An 18,482-nucleotide genomic window follows, 5' to 3' on the forward strand; every position below is an offset into this window, starting at 1 on the left:
TGCGGTCATGCGCTCCGGCGCACCCCCGGTGACACCGCCACCCGCGACACCGCCCAGAACACGGCGAGCGTCAGCAGCGCCAGCAGCGCCGTCAGCGTGGCGCCGCCGACCACCTTCTCGTAGTCGCGCTGGTAGAGGCCGTCCACGATGTACCGCCCGAGCCCGCCGAAGCTGACGTACGCGGCGATGGTGGCCGTGGAGACGATCTGGATGGCCGCCGAGCGCAAGCCCCCCAGGATCAGCGGCAGCGCCTCGGGCAGTTCGACCTGCAACAGCACCCTGCTCTCCGGCATGCCCATGCCCCGGGCCGCGTCGACGGGCGAGGGGTCGACCGAGCGCACGGCCTCGTACGTGGTCACGAGGATGGGCGGCACCGCGAGCACGACGAGCGGGATCATCACGGGCAGCATGCCGAGCCCCATCAGCACGAACAGCAGCACCAGCAGACCGAAGCTGGGCAGGGCGCGGGCGGCCGTGGCGATGAACGCGAGCGCGTTGCCGCCGCGGCCGGTGTGCCCGGTGACCAGCCCGACGGGAAGCCCGATCGCGGCGGCGATGACCAGGGCGAGCAGCGAGTACTCGATGTGCTCCGCCACCCTGGTGGGGATGCCGTCGTAGCCGTGCCACCGGGCGCTGTCGCTGAAGAAGGCGTTGACGAAGTGCAGAATGTTCACCGGGCCGGGTCCTTAAGGGCGAGGGCGGCCGGATCGGGCTGCTCGGCCTTCGGTTTCGTGGGCGTGCGGCGCGGCATCCACGGCGTCAGCAGGACACGTACCAGCACCAGCAGGGCGTCCACCAGGATGGCCAGGACGGCGGTGGTGACCACCGAGGTCACCGCGAGCTCGGGCCGGTGGTAGAACATGGCGTCCGCGAGCAGGTTGCCGAGGGCGCCCTGGTTGCCGATGAGGGTGCCGACGCTGACGAGGGAGATGCTGGACACGGTCGCCACCCGCAGTCCGGCGATGATGGCGGGCACGGCGATCGGCAACTGCACCTGGACGTACCGGCGTACCGGCCCGAAGCCCATGGCGGTGGCCGCGGCGAGGGTCTCCTGCGGCACCGAGCGCACCCCGTCCACGATGGCGGGGACGAGCACCACCAGGCTGTAGAGGGTCAGCGGGATCATCACGGTGATCTCGCTCAGGCCGGTGTAGTCGATGAGGACGACGAAGAAGGCCAGTGACGGGATCGCGTAGATGACGGTTGTCACCCACAGCACGGGCGGGTACAGCCAGCGCAGCCTGACGCACAACTGGGCGAGCGGCAGGGCGAGGACCAGTCCGGCCAGCACCGGCAGCAGGGCCTCGCGCAGATGCAGCCCGATCAGCCCGAAGTAGCTGTGCTGGAGGTCGCTCGGGATGTCGAAGAACCCGCTCATCCCGCGACGTCCGCCTTCCGGCCCGCGCCATCCGCCTTCCGGCCCGCGGCGTGGGCGCCTCGGATGGCCTCGCCGATCGTCTCCTGGGAGACGACACCGACGACCCTGCCGGTGCCGTCCACGGCGACGGCCCAGCCGGTCGGCGACAGCACGGCACAGTCCAGCGCCACCCGCAGGGAGTCCTGGCCGGCGACGAACGGCCGCCCGTACGGCAGGAGTTCCTCCGGTGACCCGCCCGGCAGGCTGCCCGGCTCGCTCCAGCCGAGCGGCTTGCCCTCGCCGTCGGTGACGAGGAGGTACGGCGCCCCGGACGCCTCGCGGGCGGCGGCGGTCTGTTCGGCGGTGGCGCCGTCCGCGACGACGGGCTCGGTGAGCAGGTCCAGGCCCTCGGAGGGGAAGAACGACAGCCGCCGGACGCCGCGGCCCTCGCCGAGGAAGTCCTCGACGAAGGCGTCCGCCGGAGCGCTGAGCAGTTCGGCGGGCTCGGCGAACTGCGCGAGCCGGCCGCCGGTGCGCATCACCGCGACCTTGGTGCCGAGCCGGATCGCCTCGTCGATGTCATGGGTGACGAAGATGATGGTCTTGCCCAGCTCGCCCTGGATGCGCAGGAGTTCCTCCTGCAGGCCCTTGCGGACCACGGGGTCGACCGCCGAGAACGGCTCGTCCATCAGCAGCACCGGCGGATCCGCGGCCAGCGCCCGGGCCACACCGACACGCTGCTGCTGACCACCCGACAGCTGGTACGGGTACCGCTTGGCGAGCGAGGAGTCGAGCCCCACCCGCTCCATCAGCTCCTCCGCCCGGGCCCTCGCCTTCTGCTTGCTCCAGCCCAGCAGCCGGGGCACGGTCGCGATGTTGTCGGCGATGGTGCGGTGCTGGAAGAGCCCGGCGTTCTGGATGACGTACCCCATGGACCGGCGCAGGGTGTTGACCGGCTGCTTCTGGACGTCCACGCCGTCGACGAGGATCGTGCCCTCGCTCGGCTCGACCATCCGGTTGATCATCCGCAGGGTCGTCGTCTTCCCGCAGCCCGAGGGCCCGACGAGGACGGTGATCGTGCGGTCCGGTATCTCCAGCGACAGTCTGTCGACCGCCACCGTGCCGTCCGGATACCGCTTGGTGACTGAATCCATCCGTATCAAAACGCCGGACACCCTTCGGATTGGGGGGCGACTGCTGCGGGTGGGGCTCGGTCGAACAGCCGTTTTGCGGGACGAGTCTAAACGGCCGATGTTTACGCGCCCATGACGGGCGTGTGGCGCGATGTGCGCAGGTGGGCGAGGTGCGGAGCTGACACTGTGAGCATCCTGTGCGTTCGGGCGCCCGTCCACGCGACCCGTCCGGGGGCCGGGCCGCCGGTCCGTACATCCGACCGGCGGCCCGCCCCTGTGTCCCGAGGTCAGTTCAGCTCCCTCGTGCGCTCCGCCACCCGCGCCAGACCCGCCAGGGCGAACGCCAGTGCCACCAGGAGTGCGCTCAGCCACAGCGGCGAGCGGAAGCCGAGGCCCGCGCCGATGGCGAGGCCGCCCAGGGCCGGGCCGACGGCGGCACCCACGTTGAGGGCGGCGGTCGCGAACGAGCCGCCCAGCGAGGGCGCCTCGTCCGCCGCGTACAGCGCCCGCGTGATCAGGGTCGAGCCGACGCCGAACGAGAGCATCCCCTGGACCAGTACGAGAACGACCGCCACCGCCGGGTACCCCGCGGTCGCCGACAGCAGCAACCAGCCCACGAACAGGGCCAGTCCGCCGGGGACGAGGACCAGCACGGGACGGGCGTCGGAGAGCCGTCCGGCCACGGTGACCCCGGCGAACGACCCGGCGCCGAACAGCGCCAGCACGGCCGGCACCCACGCCTCCCCGACTCCGGCCACGGTGGTGGCGAACGGCGCGAGGTACGTGAACGTGCAGAACGTCGCGCCGTTCACCAGCATGCCCAGGCCCAGCGTCACCAGCAGCCGGGGCCCGCGCAGCGCCCGCAGTTCGCGGCGCGCACCGGGTGCGTGCGCCGGGGCCGGATCGGCCGGTGAGGTGTCCGGCACCGACCACATGATCGCGAGGACGGCAGGTACACAGACGAGGGCCACGGCCCAGAACGCCGAGCGCCAGCCCCAGAGCTGGCCGAGCAGGGCTCCGCCCGGCACGCCCGCGACACAGGCCATGGTGACCCCGCCGAGCAGCACGGACGTGGCCCGTCCCTTGAGGTGGGGTGCGACCATGCCGGTCGCCGTGGTGAGGCCGACCGCCAGGAACCCGGCGTTGGCCAGCGCTCCGAGCACCCGAGTGGCCAGCAGGACACCGAAACTGGTGGTGACCGCGCCGACGACGTGCACCAGCATGAAGGCGGTCAGAAAGACCAACAGCGCCCGCCGTTTGGGCCAGCGCAGACTGAGGATCGCCATCAGCGGCGCCCCCACGATCATTCCCACGGCGAACGCCGACGTCAGCGCACCGGCTGCCGGGATGGACACGTGCAGATCACCGGCGATGTCCGGCACCAGACCGGAGAGCATGAACTCGGAGGTCCCCTGGGCGAAGACGGCCAGACCGAGCAGGTAGAGGGGGATGGGCATGAGTACTCCACGCGCCGCGTCGCGGCTGGGTAGCGGGAACGCGGACCCACGACGGCATCACGACGGGTGGTGGTACGGAGAGCAGTCGTCCAGCCGAGCACACGGGGTCACCGCGTAAGGGAAAGGGGAAGAGCCCGGAGAACGGCAGACCGGTGGCACGGGTGTCGGAGGAGAACCGAGGAAGCCACCGGACGACCGGTGGCTAGCGCCTGTCTGACTCGGGGCTGGACATGTTCACACCGTAACAGAGCCTTGGGAGGCGTCGGAGAGGTGGCCAACGCCTCGGCGACTGAACGCGGACCCCGTCCACGTAGCGCATAGTGTGGTGCTCCGCGGCACGGTCGCGCAGCACCACTTCCCTGTCCCAGCCGCACAGCCGCAGTCCCCCCGCCCACCGCGCGGGGCTCGGCTGCCTTCGTGGAGATACCTCGCATGCTTCCCGCAGTCATCGCATTCGGCATCGCCTTCTTCTGTTTCGCGCTGTGGTGCTCCGTCACGGTTGCCCGGATGCGGGACATACCGACCTGGCGCCGGGTGCTGCCGATATCCCTGTTCCTGCTGGCTGCCGGAGCGAGTCTGCTGCGCGCTTTCGGCATCCCGGAGGTGGCGAACGTGGTCGCCTTCCCACTGAATCTCGCGGTCGTCCTCCTGTCGCTCAGGGAGATACGCGGTCGCCGCAGCGGGCGTGAGGGCCTCGCTTCACGGCAGTAGCAGCTCGGCCGGCCACCGTGCTTCGCGCATGCACTCCACATCCCACACACGTCCCGCCCCTGGGGTGTGCGTGCCGGTCGGCCACCCCCGCCCGTCTCAGGCAGCAGGCGGACCGCACCCGCCTTCCGAATGCGAACGCTCTTGCAAACCGTTGTATGACGGACCCATGATCGCCGCATGAAATTTCATGGGGGAAACTTCAGGCTCCTGGGGCGGATCGACGCCCGCGTGGACGGCGTACCGGTCAAGATCGGTCGGCGCCGGGAGCGGTTGGTGCTCGGGCTGCTCCTCCTCGACATGGGGCACTTCATTCCGGTGCGCCGGCTGATCGAACTGCTGTGGACCGGTGAGGCCGTGCCGACCAGCGCCCGGGCCAGTCTGCACGCACACGTTTCACGGCTGCGCGGCCTGTTCCACGGAGTGGTCGCCGAAGGACAGGAACTGACCATCGCGTCCGACGGTGCCGGGTACGCGCTGCAGGCCAATCCGCAGTGCGTCGACGTCCACCGTTTCCGGTCTCTCGTGCGCCGTGCGGACCGCGCCTCCCGCGCCACGGACTGCACCGCACTCCTCGACCGCGCCCTCGGCGAGTGGCAGGGCCCTGTCCTGGGCAGCGACGGCCCGCAGGAGCTGGTGCACCGTCTGGGGAACGGGCTGAACGAGATGTACCTGTCCGCGGTCACTCTGCGGGCAGAGGCGAGGCTGGCGCTCGGTCAGCACAACGGCCTCCTGGAGGAACTGGCCCAGCTGGTGCGGGAACACCCGCACCACGAGCGCATCGCCCTGTTGCGCATGGGGGCGCTGTACCGCTCCGGGCACCGGAGCGAGGCGTTGAGCGTCTACGAGGAGACCAGAGCCCGGCTGGCCGATGACCTCGGGCTGGACCCCGGATCCGACCTGCGACGCGCACAGGAGATGATCCTGCTGGCCGACGGGTCGCCGGAGGAATGGCCGCGCGGTCTGATCGGTGACCGATGGCGGGAGGCGGTCACCGTGCGGGGCGAGCGGAGCGGGCACCGGACATCAGTGGGCACAGCCCCGCCCGGCCCGTCCGGCCCGTCCGTCCCGCTCTCGGCAGCGGGGTTCACCGGCCGGGAAACCGAACTGCACCAGATCTCGGAACTGTCGCACGGCGTCCGGTGCTGGACCCCCGCGGTCGCGATCGTGGGCGCCGCGGGCAACGGCAAGACGGCACTCGCTCTGGAGTGGGCCCGCCGGCACCGCGACCACTACCCGGGCGGACTGGACATCGTGGACCTGCAGGGCTACTCGACCAGGCCCGCACTCACCCCGGCCGAGGCGCTGCGCATCCTGCTGACCCGGCGGGGGTTCTCTCCCGACCGGATGCCCCACGGCATGGCCGAGTTGACGGCGCTCCACCACCGCGAGTTCTCGGGCAGCCCGAGCCTGCTCGTGCTCGACAACGCTGTCTCCGCGCAGCAGGTGCTGGCCCTGCTGCCCCCGGCTCGCGGCTCCCTCGCCCTGGTCACCAGCCGCAATCGGCTCAGCAGCCTGCTGGTGGCGGCCGACGCGGGGATGGTTCAGCTCGGCCCGCTGTCATCCGGCGACGCTCACCAGGTGCTCCAGCACGTCGTCGGTGCCGGCCGTACCGAGGCGGAGCCTGAGGCCACGGCGGAACTCGCCGCGCTGTGCGGGCATTCACCGCTCGCGCTGCGCATCGCCGCGGCCAACCTGGTGATGCACCCTCAGTGCCGTATCGCGGACCATGCCGAGGCGTTGCGCGAGGGCAACCCCCTGGACTGTCTGGCGATCGTCGGCGACCGGGACTCGTCGGTGGGATTCTCGCTCTCCCTGTCCGTCCGGCGGCTGGGACACGAGGCGCAGGCGTTCTTCCGCGCCCTCGGATCGCTGTCCGGTCCGAGGGCCGGTCTGCCGGCGCTGGAACGGCTGACGGGACTGCCCCGGGCCCGGGTGTCGGAGCTGCTCGGGCTCCTCTTCGCGGAGCATCTGGTCCATGTCGACGGGGCGGACCGCTTCCACATGGACGAACTGACGTGGCAGTACGCGAGGCTCCTCGCCATGGCCGAGACCCGCGGGGCCGCGGGCATCTCGGACCGCGCCGCCTGACCCCGGTCAGCTGTCGGGGGACCCGGACGGCGGGGCTCCCGCACGCGGTCATGCGACGGGCTCGTCCCGTGGCCGCGTGCGGGCCTTGTCGGGTCCGCCCTCCGTTCTCACCGCTCTGACGTCCGGTACGGCCAGCACCGCCAGCGTCACGGCGACGATGCAGACGCCTGCCGCGCCGAGCACCCGCTCCTGCCCGTACAGGGAGGCGAGCGGGCCGGCCAGTATCTGGCCGAGCGGAACAGCGACCAGAGAGCCGAGTACCTGATACGACGTCACCCGGGCCAGCCGGTCGGAGGCGACCCGTTCCTGGACGGCCACGGTCAGCGCGACGTTGACCTGTTCCATCGCCACACCGGCCAGGAAGGCGGCCGGTACCAGCACCGCCGCACGGGGCTCGACCGCCAGGGACCAGGGCAGTACCGCACTGAACGAGGTCAGCAGCACACCTATGGCCAACGGCGCGCGGGGCCGCCAGCGCAGCGCGAGAACGCCGCCGGCGACGGCGCCCACGGTCTGGGCCGCCAGCACGAACCCCCAGGTCCGCGCACTGGTGTGGGCTTCGGCCACGGCGGGGCCGATGACCTGGACACCACCCGCCCAGATCAGCTGCCAGACACACGCGTGGAGGACGACGCTCCACAGCCAGCGGTGACGAAGGAACTCGTCCCGGCCCTCACTCAGGTCGCCGAGCAGCGAACGCCGGCCGGCGGGGCGCGGCACCGCGCCGACCCGCAACCGGCGGAAGAACAGCCCGGCCACGGCGAACGACGCGGCGTCGGCCAGGATCCCCCAACTGGGGCCCGCCCACCCGATCAGCAGACTTCCCGCGGCGGCACCGCTCACGGTGGCGAAGCTGGTGAACGTGCGCAGCAGCGCGTTGGCGCGGCGCAGCAGCTCACCGGGGACCGTCTGGGGTACCAGGGCGGTGGTGGCCGGAAGTTCGACCGCCGCGAGGGCCCCGTTCAGGGCGGAGAGCAGCATGAGCAGGGGTACCGAGGCCACCCCACCCAGCAGGCTCAGGCCCACCGCGGTCTGCGTGACGGCCGCGCCGAAGGCGGTGCTCTGCAGCAGCAGTCTGCGCGGCAACCGGTCCGCCAGGACGCCGCCGAAGACCGTGGCCACGACCGCGGCCACCGAGCGCGCCCCGACCACCAGGCCGAGCTGGGTGACCGAGCCGGTGAGGTCGAGCACGGCGAAGGACAGCGCCACCGGAGCCATTCCGTTGCCGACGAAGCTCGCGGCGCGGCCCCACACCACGTTCCTGAAGGCGACGTGTGCCAGAGGACCACTCACGCGGGTCACACGGGGAACGGCGCGGTCGGAAACCGGTACCGCGCGGGCAGGTCGTCGTCGCCGCGCACGGGTGTGCCGCAGGCCATGGCGAACGTCGGGAACTCGTCCGGCCCCGGCAGCCCGAGGAGGGCCTCCACCTCGGTGTCCCGGAAGGCACCGGTGATCGCCGCTCCCAGGCCGAGCGCCGCGGCGGTCATCGAGAACACCTGGGCCATGTGACCGACGTTGTGCAGCAGCACCTTGTAGGCGCGGGGGTTGCGGTACTTCCAGGACATCCGCGTCGCGAAGGCCGTGGTGAACACACCGAAACCCGCCGCCTCGAAGAATCCCTGGTCGAAGGTGAGGTGTTCCATCGTCTCGCGCGGCACGGCCTCCCGCACGGGAACGAGCCCGTGCCGGATGCCGTCGTAGCGGTAGATCCCGGGATCCACTCCCCGCACGTTCAGGACGACGACGTAGGCCTCCGTCTCGTGCCGTGAGCCACCCGACGCGTTGGCCCGCAACTGGAGCACACCCACGCTGCCCGCGTCGATGAAGCGGAGCGGGCCGAAACCGTAGTGCAGCAGGGTGGCGAACGCGTCGAGCGGGGTCGCGTCGCCCGAGAAGTCACGATGGGTACGCCGTCCTTCGAGTACGTCCTGGAAGGACGCCGGCATACGGGCGCGAACCCGGGGCAGGAGCAGCACCTCCTCGTCGTCCCGCGTCGCCTTGGAGTTGGCCGGCCGGGTGCGGTGGTGCAGCGCCTCGTAGTACTCGTCGATGCCCTCCGACTCCGGGCGGACGAACGGCGTGTCGCGAATGCTCTGGTGGAACTGCCAGGCCAGCGCGCCCCATTCGCGCCACGGCCCCGGCAGCTCGTCGTTGCCCGTGTCGTCCGCCGGGACCAGGTAACCGAGTTCGCGCAGCTTCTCGACCGCCTGGGCGACGGCCGCGGAATCGGCTGCCAACGCCTGCACGTCGATGCCGTCCACGGCCGTGGTGAGGACGCCGACGACCGCGGGGTGCACCCTCAACCGTCCCTTGATCCTCGGGCTGGCGAGGTACGTACCGTCGCGGCGGACGCTGAAGAACGCCGGGTCGATCAGGCGAAGTTTCACGGTCTCCCACTCTTCGTGTGCCACGGTTGCCGGGCCGGCGCCGTCCGTGCGTGCGTGCCGTGTGCCGTGCCCGCGGGCACGGCACACGGCACGCTTCAGATTCACGGTGCCGCGTAGCAGAGGCAGGCTTCGCCCTCCTCCTCGACCACCTCGACGAGCAGGACCTCGTCGTTCGTGTTCTCCATGGAAACGCACCTCCTTTCCTCAACTCGGGTTGTGCACCACGGCCGTCGCCCCGTTCGGCGACGGCGCGGCCCGCACCAGCATGGTGGGGACATAGGCGGGATCCGGGGCCTCGACGATCCGGGTGTCGACCGTGACGAAGCCGTGCCGGGCGAGGATGTCCCGCCATTGCTCTGGGGTGTGGGCCCAGCGCACCACGGGCACCGGTGGGCCACCGTTCTTGCGGCGGATGTAGGTGCCCTGCGCGCCGTAGCAGCCCTCGATCGGCGGCTCGTGGGAGAAGACGAGGAGCCCGTCCGGCGCGAGCCGCTTGCGCAGGAGGGGCAGCAGGATGTCCGGGTCCGTGAACCAGACGGCGCCGTGCACCGAGCAGATGGCGTCGAAGCGCTCGTCGGTCTCCGCCAGGAAGCCCGCCGCGTCCCGCTCCACGAAACGCAGCCCCGGTACATGGCCCCAGCGCTCGCGGGCCTCGCCGAGCAGAACGGGTGAGAAGTCCACGCCGACCGCTCGGGCACCGCGGACCGCCAGGTGGGCCGTGTTGCGTCCGCTGCCGCAGCCGAGGTCGAGCACCGTGCGCGGCTCGCCCAGGAGTTCGGGGCCCGGCCCGTGATCGGGGTACTGGGTCCAGTTGAACCACGTGGTCTCGCCGGCCGCGTTGCGCAGGCGCGTACCGGGCCGGCGGTCGGCGAACGCGGTCCAGGGGTCGCGGGGTTCAGGCATCCTGACCGTGCTTCCTGCCGGCCTTCTTGCCGGCCTTCTTGCCGATCATGAAGCGGCCGATGACCAGTTGATCGATCTCCGTCTTCAGGAAGCACCGCAGGGCGTCCCGCGGAGAGCAGACGATCGGCTCCCCGGCGACGTTGAACGACGTGTTGAGCAGACACGGCACACCGGTGCTCTCGGAGAAGGCGCGCAGCAGCGCCGCGAGTTCGGGGTTGGCGGCGCCGTCGACGGTCTGGATGCGGGCGGTGCCGTCCACGTGGCAGGCGCCGGGGATGCGGTCCCGGTATTCGGCCCGTACCGGGAAGACGAACGTCATGTGCGGGGACGAGGTCTTCTTGCCCAGGTCGAAGATGCGCGGTGCCTCGGACGCGAGGACCACGGGGGCGAAGGGCCGGAACGGTTCGCGGTGCTTGACCCGGAGGTTGATGACGTCCTTGATGTCGGGGAACCGCGGGTCGGCGAGGATGCTGCGGTTGCCCAGTGCGCGGGGCCCGTACTCCATGCGCCCCTGGAACCAGGCCACGACCTTCTTCCCCGTCAGCAGGTCGACCGTCCGGGCGACGATCTCCGCCGCGTCCAGTTCGGCCCATACGACGTCATCCTGGTACTCGGCCAGAGCGGCAAGGACCTCCGTGTCGTCGTACGAGGGTCCGAGATAGGGGGTGCGGTTGGTCGCGGGACGCTCCGGCAGGCCCGCCACGTGGACCGCGGCGCCGATGGACACACCGGGATCGCTGGCGCCGAAGCCGACCTCCATCGCGGCGAAGGACGATCTCTGCAGCATCTTCGTGCCGGCGACGCAGTTGAGGGCGAGGCCGCCTTCGAAAAGCAGCGTGTCGAACTCGGTGGCCGCGCCGAGCACCCTGACCTGGTGCGCCGTCACGGCCTCGACCATGTGCTGGGCGAGCCCCGCCACCTTGACCCGGAAGTCGAACTCTTCGCGCTTTTCACTGTCGCCGTCGAAGAGCGTGTCGAAGAAGGAGTAGTACGCATTCTTCTCCCCCGGGATGAATATGCGGTAGGAGCCGTCCTCGTACAGCTGAACCGCGTTCACCAGGAGGGGATTACGGGTCGGCGGGGGTGCGTAGGCAGCGAGTCCCATCACCTTGTATTCGTCGTTGTTCGGGACGAAGCCCAGGTAGCGGGTGATTTTTCCGTAGGCCATCGCGAGGGAGTCGTCCACGCCGACGGAGCCCTGTTCGAAGACGCGCATGACGCCGCGCCGCAGCTCGCCCATGACCGCGGAGTGGGTCTCGGCGCGGCCGTCGCTCACCAGGAAGGCCGCGTCGCGGACGCCGGCCAGGTAGGCGCCGCACATCAGGTGCGCAGCGTGGTGGGGGACCAGGACGAGACGGTTCGGGTCGAGCGCGTAGTCCATCCGCGTCATGAAGTCGGTGTGCACGGCGGCTCGTCCGAGCATCCCCGTGAAGAGCTCCCCGGTACGGCTGAGCTGGTCGAACTTGGCAACGACCGGCATTTCGCCGGCCGCGATGTCCCGAATCGTCCGGTCGACGACCTCCGGGGCGAACCGCCAGGGGAAGGCGAAGACGTCGACGTCGTCGAGGCCGATTCCGGCCTGCTCCAGGCACCAGCGGATCGCGCTGACGGGGAAGTCGGAGGTCTTCTTGTCCCGGCTGAGCCGCTCCTCCTCGACAGCCGCCACCACCTCGCCGTCCACCACGAGCGCGGCGGAGGCATCGTGTCCGATCAACTGATGGCGGTCCACTCCCGTCGCCCCGTACAGGTTCCCGAAGAGTTCCGCGCTCCTCGTGAATCCGTTGTAGCCGACCACGATCACTGATTTTCAACCCCCCTCGGCTCCCTGACGGCATCTGCCGCCACCCGTCGCCACCATTCTCGTCACCTGATGTACGGGGAACATACGAACGAGGTACCGGAAGAAGATGCCAAGAATATGACGCCCTTTCTGGGACGCCATCGGCCTGACAGGATTCGGTGACATGCCATGGCCCACGTATTCCGAGCCTCAGGAATCCAGGCCGCTGCTTCTCGATATTCAGGGGAGAATTCCGGTGCCGATGTCCGTCGCCGAAGCCGGCCTGACCCTCGCCGACCCGACCGCCTACGCCGACGACGACCGTCTGCACCGGGCCCTGGACCTGCTGCGGCGCGAGGCCCCGGTCCACTGGGTGACGCCCCCCGGCTACCACCCCTTCTGGGCGGTCACCCGCCATGCCGACGTCCGGGAGGTGGAGCGGCGAGGCGACGTCTTCCTGAGCGCGCCGCGGCCGATGCTTGCCCCGGCACGCACCGTCGCGCCCGGCACCGGGGGCGGGAAGAAGGAACTGCTGCGTCCCCTGGCGCACCTGGACGACCCCGAGCACCGGGTGATGCGCGCGGTCACCGCGTCCCGGTTCACCCCGCAGGCCGTCGCCGCGTTGCGGCCACGGATCCGGGACCTGGCCCGGCGGGCCGTGGACCGGATGGCGCGGCGGCAGGGCGAGGTCTGCGAGTTCGTGAGTGAGGTCGCCGATGTCTACGCGCTGGACGTGCTGCTCGTCCTGCTGGGACTGGACGACTCCGAGGCCGCGACGGTCGGCCGCTTCACCCCGGCGGCACGCCGGTCCATGGCACCGGAACAACGCACCGCGGCCATGCGGGAGTTCTACACCTACTTCCTGGAGCTGACGGCGGACCGGCGCGCGCACCCCAGGGACGATCTGGCGTCGGTCATCGCCAACGCACGGGTGGAGGGACGCCTCCTGGACGACCACGAGGTGCTGTCGCAGTTCGTCATCATCCTCATGGCCGGACACGACACGGCGAGCGTCACCGTCGCCGGTGGACTGCGGGCCCTGATCGAGAACCCCGGCCAGCTGAGCGCCCTGCGCGACGGTGCGGCCCGGCTGCCCGACGCCGTCGAGGAGATGATCCGCTGGGTCACCCCGGTCAAGGCGTTCATGCGAACCGCCCGTGAGGACCACACCGTCGGCGGCGTGCTGATCCGCGCGGGCGAGGCCGTGCTGCTGTCCTACCCGTCCGCGAATCGCGACGAGTCCGTCTTCCCCGATCCCCATCGGTTCGATGTGTGCCGGACGCCGAACCGGCAGCTCGCCTTCGGGTACGGCGTCCACCACTGCCTGGGGGCCTCGCTTGCCCGGCTGGAGATCGAGGAGTTCTTCGCCGAGTTGCTTCCCCGCCTGGTGTCGGCCACCCTCGCAGGCGCGCCGGTGCAGCTGACGACCACCTTCTCCGGAGGGCTCAAGTTCTTTCCGGTGCGCTGTGTCCTGAAGGGCTGAACCCGGCCTCGTACAGGCCCGCGTAGACGCCTCCCGCGGCCAGCAGTTCGGCGTGCCGGCCCCGTTCGGCGATGCGGCCGTCCGCCATCACCAGGATGGCGTCGGCGTCGCGCACCGTGGCGAGGCGGTGCGCGACGACCAGGCTGGTGCGTCCCGCGCGCAGTTCGCGCATCGCCTCCTGGACCAGTGCCTCGGTGCGCGCGTCGAGTGAACTGGTCGCCTCGTCCAGGACGAGCACGGGGGCGTCCGCCAGGAAGGCACGGGCGATGGTGATGAGCTGTTTCTCTCCCGCGCTGATCTGTGTGGCGTGCTCGCTGATCAGCGTGTCGTAGCCGTCGGGCAGGGTGCGCACGAGACGGTCGAGGCGCGCGGCACGGGCCGCCGCGACGATCTGCTCCCGGGTGACCTCGCGCCGGCTGCCGTACGCGATGTTCTCGGCGACGGTCCCGGTGAACAACCAGGTGTCCTGCAGGACGGTGCAGATGTGCCGGCGCAGTTCGCCGCGCGGCATCCGGGAGATGTCCGTCCCGTCGAGGAGGATGCGCCCGCCCTGTACTTCGTGGAAGCGCAGGAGCAGGTTGACCAGGGTGCTCTTGCCTGCTCCGGTGGGCCCGACCACGGCGGTCGTGGTGCCCGGTCCGGCGGTGAGGGAGAGATCCTGGATGAGGGGCCGTTCAGGGTCGTAGGAGAAGCGGACCCGGTCGAAGACCACCTGTCCGCGCACCGGACGCGGGGTCCAGGCCCCAGCCGCCGGCCGCGGGTCGGGCGGTTCCTCCTCGGCGTCGAGCAGTTCGAAGACGCGCTCGGCCGAGGCCACCGCCGACTGCACGAGGTTGGCCGTGCCCGCGAACTGGCCGAGCGGCTGGCCCAGGAGCCGGGCGTACTGTACGAACGCCTGCACGGTGCCGATGGTCAGGGCGCCGGCGGCCACGCGCAGCCCGCCCACGACGGCGATGAGGACGAAGGTGAGGCTCGCGACCGAGGCCATCGCCACCGGTATCAGGCCCGACAGGTACTGGGCCTTCAGGCTCGCCCGGTGGAAGTCCCCGTTGTGCCGGGCGAACCGTCGCTCGGCCTGTTCCCGGTGGTCGAAGACGGTGACCAGCGCATGTCCCGAGTACGTCTCCTCGGCGTACCCGGTGAGCGCGCCCATGGCGGCGCGCTGGGCCTTGAACTGCCGCTGGGCGCGACGGGCCAGGCGTGCCGCGACGGTCCCGGAGAGCGGCACGGTGACGAGGGCGACGAGGGTGAGCAACGGCGAGGTCCAACTCATCACGACGACGACACCCACCGCCGTCATCGTGGAACCGACGAGTTGGCCGAGCGTCTGCTGCAGGGACTGCGCGATGTTGTCGACGTCGTGCGTGGCCCGGCTGAGGGTGTCGCCGCGCGGCCGGCCGTCGAGGTGGCTCAACGGCAGCTGTGCCGTCTTGCGTTCGACGCGGGCGCGCAGGTCGTGCACGAGGTGGCCGATGACCCGGAGGGTGACCCTGGCTTGCAGCAGCGCGCAGATCGCGGCGCCGGTGTACACCAGAAGCGCCCAGCACAGAACCCGGCCCACGGCTCCGAACGGGACACCGGAGGCGGCCGGGGCGCCGGGCGACCCGCCGACGACGAGATCGGTGGCATGCCCGAGAAGCCTCGGTCCGAGCGCGGTGAGCCCGGCCGAGGCGGCGCCGAGGGCCAGCGCGAGCAGAACCGTACGGCGCCGGGGCGCGAGCAGACCGAGCAGGCGGATCGCGGTCCGCCGGAACGTCGTCGGCCGTCGCCCCTTTGGCCCGGAGCGGGAACCGTTGCCGCCGACGGCCACTAGTGCCGCGTCAGCCAAGGTTCGCCCCGTCGCGACGCCCGGCACGCCCTCTCGCCGCACCGGCCGAAAGCCCAAGTACATCCGGTCCATCAACGGGGTCTTCCGCCCGGCACGCCGAGAGCACGCACCGGACGCCGCTCCTTCACGGGCAAACCTTGGCTGACGCGGCACTAGGCGGCCTCCCCGCTCGTCGCGGCCAGCACGATCTCCCGGTAGGCCGGGCAGGAATCGAGCAGGTCGACGTGCGGGCCGATGCCGACGAGCCGTCCCTCGTCGAGCACCACGACGCGGTCGGCGGCACGCAGGGCCGAGACCCGCTGGGTGACGACCACCGCGGTCGTCGCCTCGCCGTCCAGGGCCGTTCGCAGTCGCGCCTCCGTGGCCTGGTCGAGCGCCGAGAAGGGGTCGTCGAGGAGGCAGACGGCGGGCCGGTGCACCAGGGCCCGGGCGACGGCCAGCCGCTGCCGCTGTCCTCCGGAGAAGTTGCTCCCGCCCTGCCGCACCGGGGCGTCCAGGCCGCCCGGCAGCCCGGCCACGAAGGCGTCGGCACAGGCCATGCGCAGCGCCCGCCACAGTTCCTCGTCGCAGGCGCCGGGTTTCGCATACCGGAGGTTGGAGGCGACTGTCCCCGAGAAGAGGTGAGGCTGCTGCGGCGCGTAGCCGATCGCGCCGGCCAGGTCGGCCCGGCCGAGCGCGCGTACGTCCGTGCCGCCGAGACGGACGGCCCCGGACGTCGGGTCGAACCTGCGCGCCATCAGGCCGAGCAGCGTGGATTTGCCGGCCCCGGCGGATCCGGTGACGGCGACGACCTCGCCGGGCCTCACGGTCAGCGTGACGTCCCGGAGCACCGGCTCCTCGGCGCCCGGATACCGGAATCCGACGCCCCGCAGCTCCAGGGCCTCTTTCCTTCGCCCCACCGGGCCCGCGGCGCCTGGCACGGCGGCAGGGGAGACAGGCCCTGGCCGCCCGGATCGCGGTGCGCCGGGTCCGGCGGTCGGGGACGGGCGTGATGCCGTGTCCAGTACCTCCGCAATCCGCTCCGCACTCACCTCGGCGCGGGGCAGCAGGACGAACAGGGATCCCACCGCCATCACCGAGGCCAGGATCTGGGCGAGGTAGGTGAGGAAGGCCGTCAGGGCGCCGACCCGCAGGGTGCCGTCGGCCATGCGGTGTCCGCCGACCCACACCACGACGACCGCGGAGGCGTTGACCACCAGCATGACGACGGGGAGCAGGACGGCCATCAGACGTCCGGACCGCAGCGCCGCGTCCAGCAGGTCGGTGTTGGCCCGGTCGAACCTCTCGCGCTCATGGGTCTCCCGCACGAAGGCCCGGATCACCCGCACACCGGTGATCTGCTCACGCAGGACGCGGTGGGTGACGTCGAGGTGGTGCTGCAGGTCCCGGAAGAGAGGACGGGCCCGGCGCACGGCCCACCCGACGGCCAGTGCCAGCAGGGGTACCACGACCGCGACGATCCCGGACAGCGCCACATCCTGCCGCAACGCCATGCCGATTCCGCCGAGGCACATCAACGGTGCCGTGACCATGACCGTGCACGCGGTGAGGCAGAACATCTGCACCTGCTGGACGTCGCCGGTGGTGCGCATGACGAGGGAGGACACGCCGAGGCGGTTCACCTCGTGCTCGGCGCAGGCCAGGGCCCGGCCGAAGACGGCCGCGCGCAGCTCCCGGCCGACGTCCAGGGCGGTGCGGGCGCCGAGCCAGGCGGCACCGACGGAAGCCGCCAGCTGCACCAGGGTGGCGGCCGCCATCCAGGCCCCGGTGCGCAGGACGTGGCCGACGTCGCCGGCCACCACTCCCCGGTCGACAAGATCGGCGTTGAGGGCCGGCAGGCACAGGGCGGCCGTGGTCTGTGCCAGCTGAAACGCCAGGATCAGGGCGATCGGAAGAAGGCGCCGCCGGACATGTGTACGCAGCAGGTTCGTCAGCACAGCGCCCTTCCGTCCTCTCAGACCTCTGCGTCCGCTCAGACCTCTGCGTCCGATCAGACCTGTCGGTCCTGTCAGTCCTGTGCGTCCTCAACGCCGCCGCGCGTGCGCCGGACCGGTGAGCTGGTCCTGCAGTGCCAGGTCCGGGACCGGCTCGCTGCTGAGCATCTGTTGCTGGAGATTGCGCAGTTCGGTGAGGGGCTCCATGCCCAGCTCCTGCACCAGTCGGCTGCGCAGCGAACGGTACAGATCCAGCGCCTCACTGCGGCGTCCGCAGCGGTAGAGGGCGGTCATGAGCTGGGCGTGCAGGCCCTCGCGCAAGGGATGGAGAAGGACCAGCCGGCTCAGGTCGGTCACCACCTCGGCGGGGCGCCCGAGTTGGAGCAGTGCGCCGAAGCGTTCCTCCATGACGGTCAGCCGGACTTCTTCCAGGCGGGCCGTTTCCGCGTCGGCGAACGGACCGCTCGCCCCGGTGAGGGCGGTGCCGTGCCACAGGGCCAGGGCCTCGTCGTACGCGTTCAGGGCCGCGCCCGGAACGCCGTTGATCACGGCCTCCCGCGCCTGCCGGACCTTGGCGAGGAAAACGTTCAGGTCGAGTTGGCCGTCCTCGACACGGATCACGTATCCCGACGGCTTCGTCTGGATACCGTCGAACCCGTGACGGGACAGTGATCGTCGCAGTTCGGAGACAAGGGTGCGCACCCGCGTCTCAGGGGCCACGGGCAGCGGCCTCCCCCACACCGCGTCCATCAGGCGTGTGTTGGTCACCGTGCAGTTGGCCTGAAGCAGCATCACCGCCAGCAAAGACCGCTGTTTCCCGCTGAGCCGGACGAGATCCGTGCCGATCCGGGCTTCCACCACACCAAGAATCTGGAACGTCAAGGAACTTGACATCGAAACAACCTCCCCGTTGTTCGCGAAACTCCCTGTTCGTCTGCCGCCCCGAATCGCCCGGCGCGCCGCTTTGACAAAGGGAATTCGACGGCCCCAACCCTGGCAGCACGATCTAGCCATCGGCTTGCCGTCCCCTTGTCATGGCACCGCGAACAGAAAACGGAACGCGGTATTCCCGATCTCGCGGAATCCGGAATACCGCGCTCCATTCAGTGCGTTGTCACTCAGCTGCCCGAGGCACTCAGTTACGCGGCTCGGGCGCGGCCGGCGATGTGGTGCAGCACACGCCGCTGGTACCACCGGTCGGCCAGCAGTCGGTCCAGCCCGGGCTCTCCTCGATACCCATCAGGGCCGTCACCACGAGCGACTCCCAGCCGGACTCGGACACATCACGAATCGTGAACTTGGACACGGAAAAACTCCTTTCGGTTCTTTTCATCTCGGACCGGTCGAGCACCTCCGCCGGAGGGCGGAGGCCTGACCGGCGAAGAACACCGGAAACTTGTCACCCGATTTCCTTTCTC

15 protein-coding genes are annotated in these 18,482 nt (G+C 70.8%); 3 read left to right on the forward strand and 12 right to left on the reverse strand.

Annotated features, from left to right (window positions below; translation table 11 throughout):
* Positions 1 to 5 precede the first annotated feature (5 nt).
* The 4 genes from IE262_RS34045 to IE262_RS34060 form a co-directional block, all read right to left on the reverse strand.
* The gene (locus IE262_RS34045) at positions 6 to 674 is read right to left on the reverse strand and encodes an ABC transporter permease (protein ID WP_189879165.1); all 669 of its coding nucleotides are present in this window, start codon (positions 672 to 674) and stop codon (positions 6 to 8) included.
* Positions 671 to 1,378, reverse strand: coding sequence for an ABC transporter permease (locus IE262_RS34050; RefSeq protein WP_134028690.1), 708 nt, complete (start codon positions 1,376 to 1,378; stop codon positions 671 to 673). The genes IE262_RS34045 and IE262_RS34050 overlap by 4 nt, the downstream gene beginning before the upstream one ends.
* Positions 1,375 to 2,520: an ABC transporter ATP-binding protein gene (locus IE262_RS34055; protein WP_189879248.1), complete on the reverse strand. Its 1,146-nt coding sequence runs from the start codon at positions 2,518 to 2,520 to the stop codon at positions 1,375 to 1,377. The genes IE262_RS34050 and IE262_RS34055 overlap by 4 nt, the downstream gene beginning before the upstream one ends.
* Positions 2,521 to 2,777: 257 nt before the next feature.
* Positions 2,778 to 3,947 (reverse strand): Cmx/CmrA family chloramphenicol efflux MFS transporter, encoded by a 1,170-nt coding sequence (locus IE262_RS34060; protein ID WP_189879167.1) that lies wholly within the window; start codon positions 3,945 to 3,947, stop codon positions 2,778 to 2,780.
* Between the two features lie 432 nt (positions 3,948 to 4,379).
* Here IE262_RS34060 and IE262_RS34065 point away from each other — a divergent pair, with 432 nt between their 5' ends.
* Positions 4,380 to 4,658 (forward strand): hypothetical protein, encoded by a 279-nt coding sequence (locus tag IE262_RS34065; protein ID WP_189879169.1) that lies wholly within the window; start codon positions 4,380 to 4,382, stop codon positions 4,656 to 4,658.
* A 177-nt stretch (positions 4,659 to 4,835) separates the two neighbouring features.
* The gene (locus IE262_RS34070) at positions 4,836 to 6,746 is read left to right on the forward strand and encodes an AfsR/SARP family transcriptional regulator (protein ID WP_189879171.1); all 1,911 of its coding nucleotides are present in this window, start codon (positions 4,836 to 4,838) and stop codon (positions 6,744 to 6,746) included.
* Positions 6,747 to 6,794: 48 nt separating this feature from the next.
* Here the strand turns inward: IE262_RS34070 and IE262_RS34075 are convergent, their stop codons facing one another.
* From IE262_RS34075 to IE262_RS34090, 4 genes are all read right to left on the reverse strand, one after another.
* Positions 6,795 to 8,039, reverse strand: a complete 1,245-nt coding sequence (locus IE262_RS34075) for an MFS transporter (protein WP_166681505.1) — start codon at positions 8,037 to 8,039, stop codon at positions 6,795 to 6,797.
* 5 nt (positions 8,040 to 8,044) lie between these two features.
* Positions 8,045 to 9,136, reverse strand: coding sequence for a SagB/ThcOx family dehydrogenase (locus IE262_RS34080; protein WP_189879173.1), 1,092 nt, complete (start codon positions 9,134 to 9,136; stop codon positions 8,045 to 8,047).
* Between the two features lie 204 nt (positions 9,137 to 9,340).
* Positions 9,341 to 10,039 (reverse strand): class I SAM-dependent methyltransferase, encoded by a 699-nt coding sequence (locus IE262_RS34085; RefSeq protein WP_189879175.1) that lies wholly within the window; start codon positions 10,037 to 10,039, stop codon positions 9,341 to 9,343.
* The gene (locus IE262_RS34090) at positions 10,032 to 11,840 is read right to left on the reverse strand and encodes a carbamoyltransferase family protein (protein ID WP_189879177.1); all 1,809 of its coding nucleotides are present in this window, start codon (positions 11,838 to 11,840) and stop codon (positions 10,032 to 10,034) included. Before IE262_RS34090 ends, IE262_RS34085 begins: the two co-directional genes overlap by 8 nt.
* Before the next feature lie 241 nt (positions 11,841 to 12,081).
* On the opposite strand from IE262_RS34090, the gene IE262_RS34095 reads away from it, so the two are divergent.
* Positions 12,082 to 13,302 (forward strand): cytochrome P450, encoded by a 1,221-nt coding sequence (locus tag IE262_RS34095; RefSeq protein ID WP_189879179.1) that lies wholly within the window; start codon positions 12,082 to 12,084, stop codon positions 13,300 to 13,302.
* On the opposite strand, the gene IE262_RS34100 is transcribed toward IE262_RS34095, so the two are convergent.
* From IE262_RS34100 to IE262_RS34115, 4 genes are all read right to left on the reverse strand, one after another.
* Positions 13,265 to 15,193, reverse strand: a complete 1,929-nt coding sequence (locus IE262_RS34100; protein ID WP_189879250.1) for an ABC transporter ATP-binding protein — start codon at positions 15,191 to 15,193, stop codon at positions 13,265 to 13,267. The genes IE262_RS34095 and IE262_RS34100 overlap by 38 nt on opposite strands.
* A gap of 89 nt (positions 15,194 to 15,282) precedes the next feature.
* Positions 15,283 to 17,067 (reverse strand): ABC transporter ATP-binding protein, encoded by a 1,785-nt coding sequence (locus IE262_RS34105; protein WP_189879181.1) that lies wholly within the window; start codon positions 17,065 to 17,067, stop codon positions 15,283 to 15,285.
* Positions 17,068 to 17,154: 87 nt separating this feature from the next.
* Positions 17,155 to 17,958, reverse strand: a complete 804-nt coding sequence (locus tag IE262_RS34110) for an AfsR/SARP family transcriptional regulator (protein WP_166681506.1) — start codon at positions 17,956 to 17,958, stop codon at positions 17,155 to 17,157.
* A gap of 241 nt (positions 17,959 to 18,199) precedes the next feature.
* Positions 18,200 to 18,370 carry a hypothetical protein gene (locus IE262_RS34115; RefSeq protein WP_166681507.1) on the reverse strand — a complete coding sequence of 57 codons (171 nt, stop codon included), beginning with the start codon at positions 18,368 to 18,370 and terminating at the stop codon, positions 18,200 to 18,202.
* Positions 18,371 to 18,482 lie beyond the last annotated feature (112 nt).

It is taken from the genome of Streptomyces bluensis (genome assembly GCF_014650715.1).
Classification (GTDB): domain Bacteria; phylum Actinomycetota; class Actinomycetes; order Streptomycetales; family Streptomycetaceae; genus Streptomyces; species Streptomyces bluensis.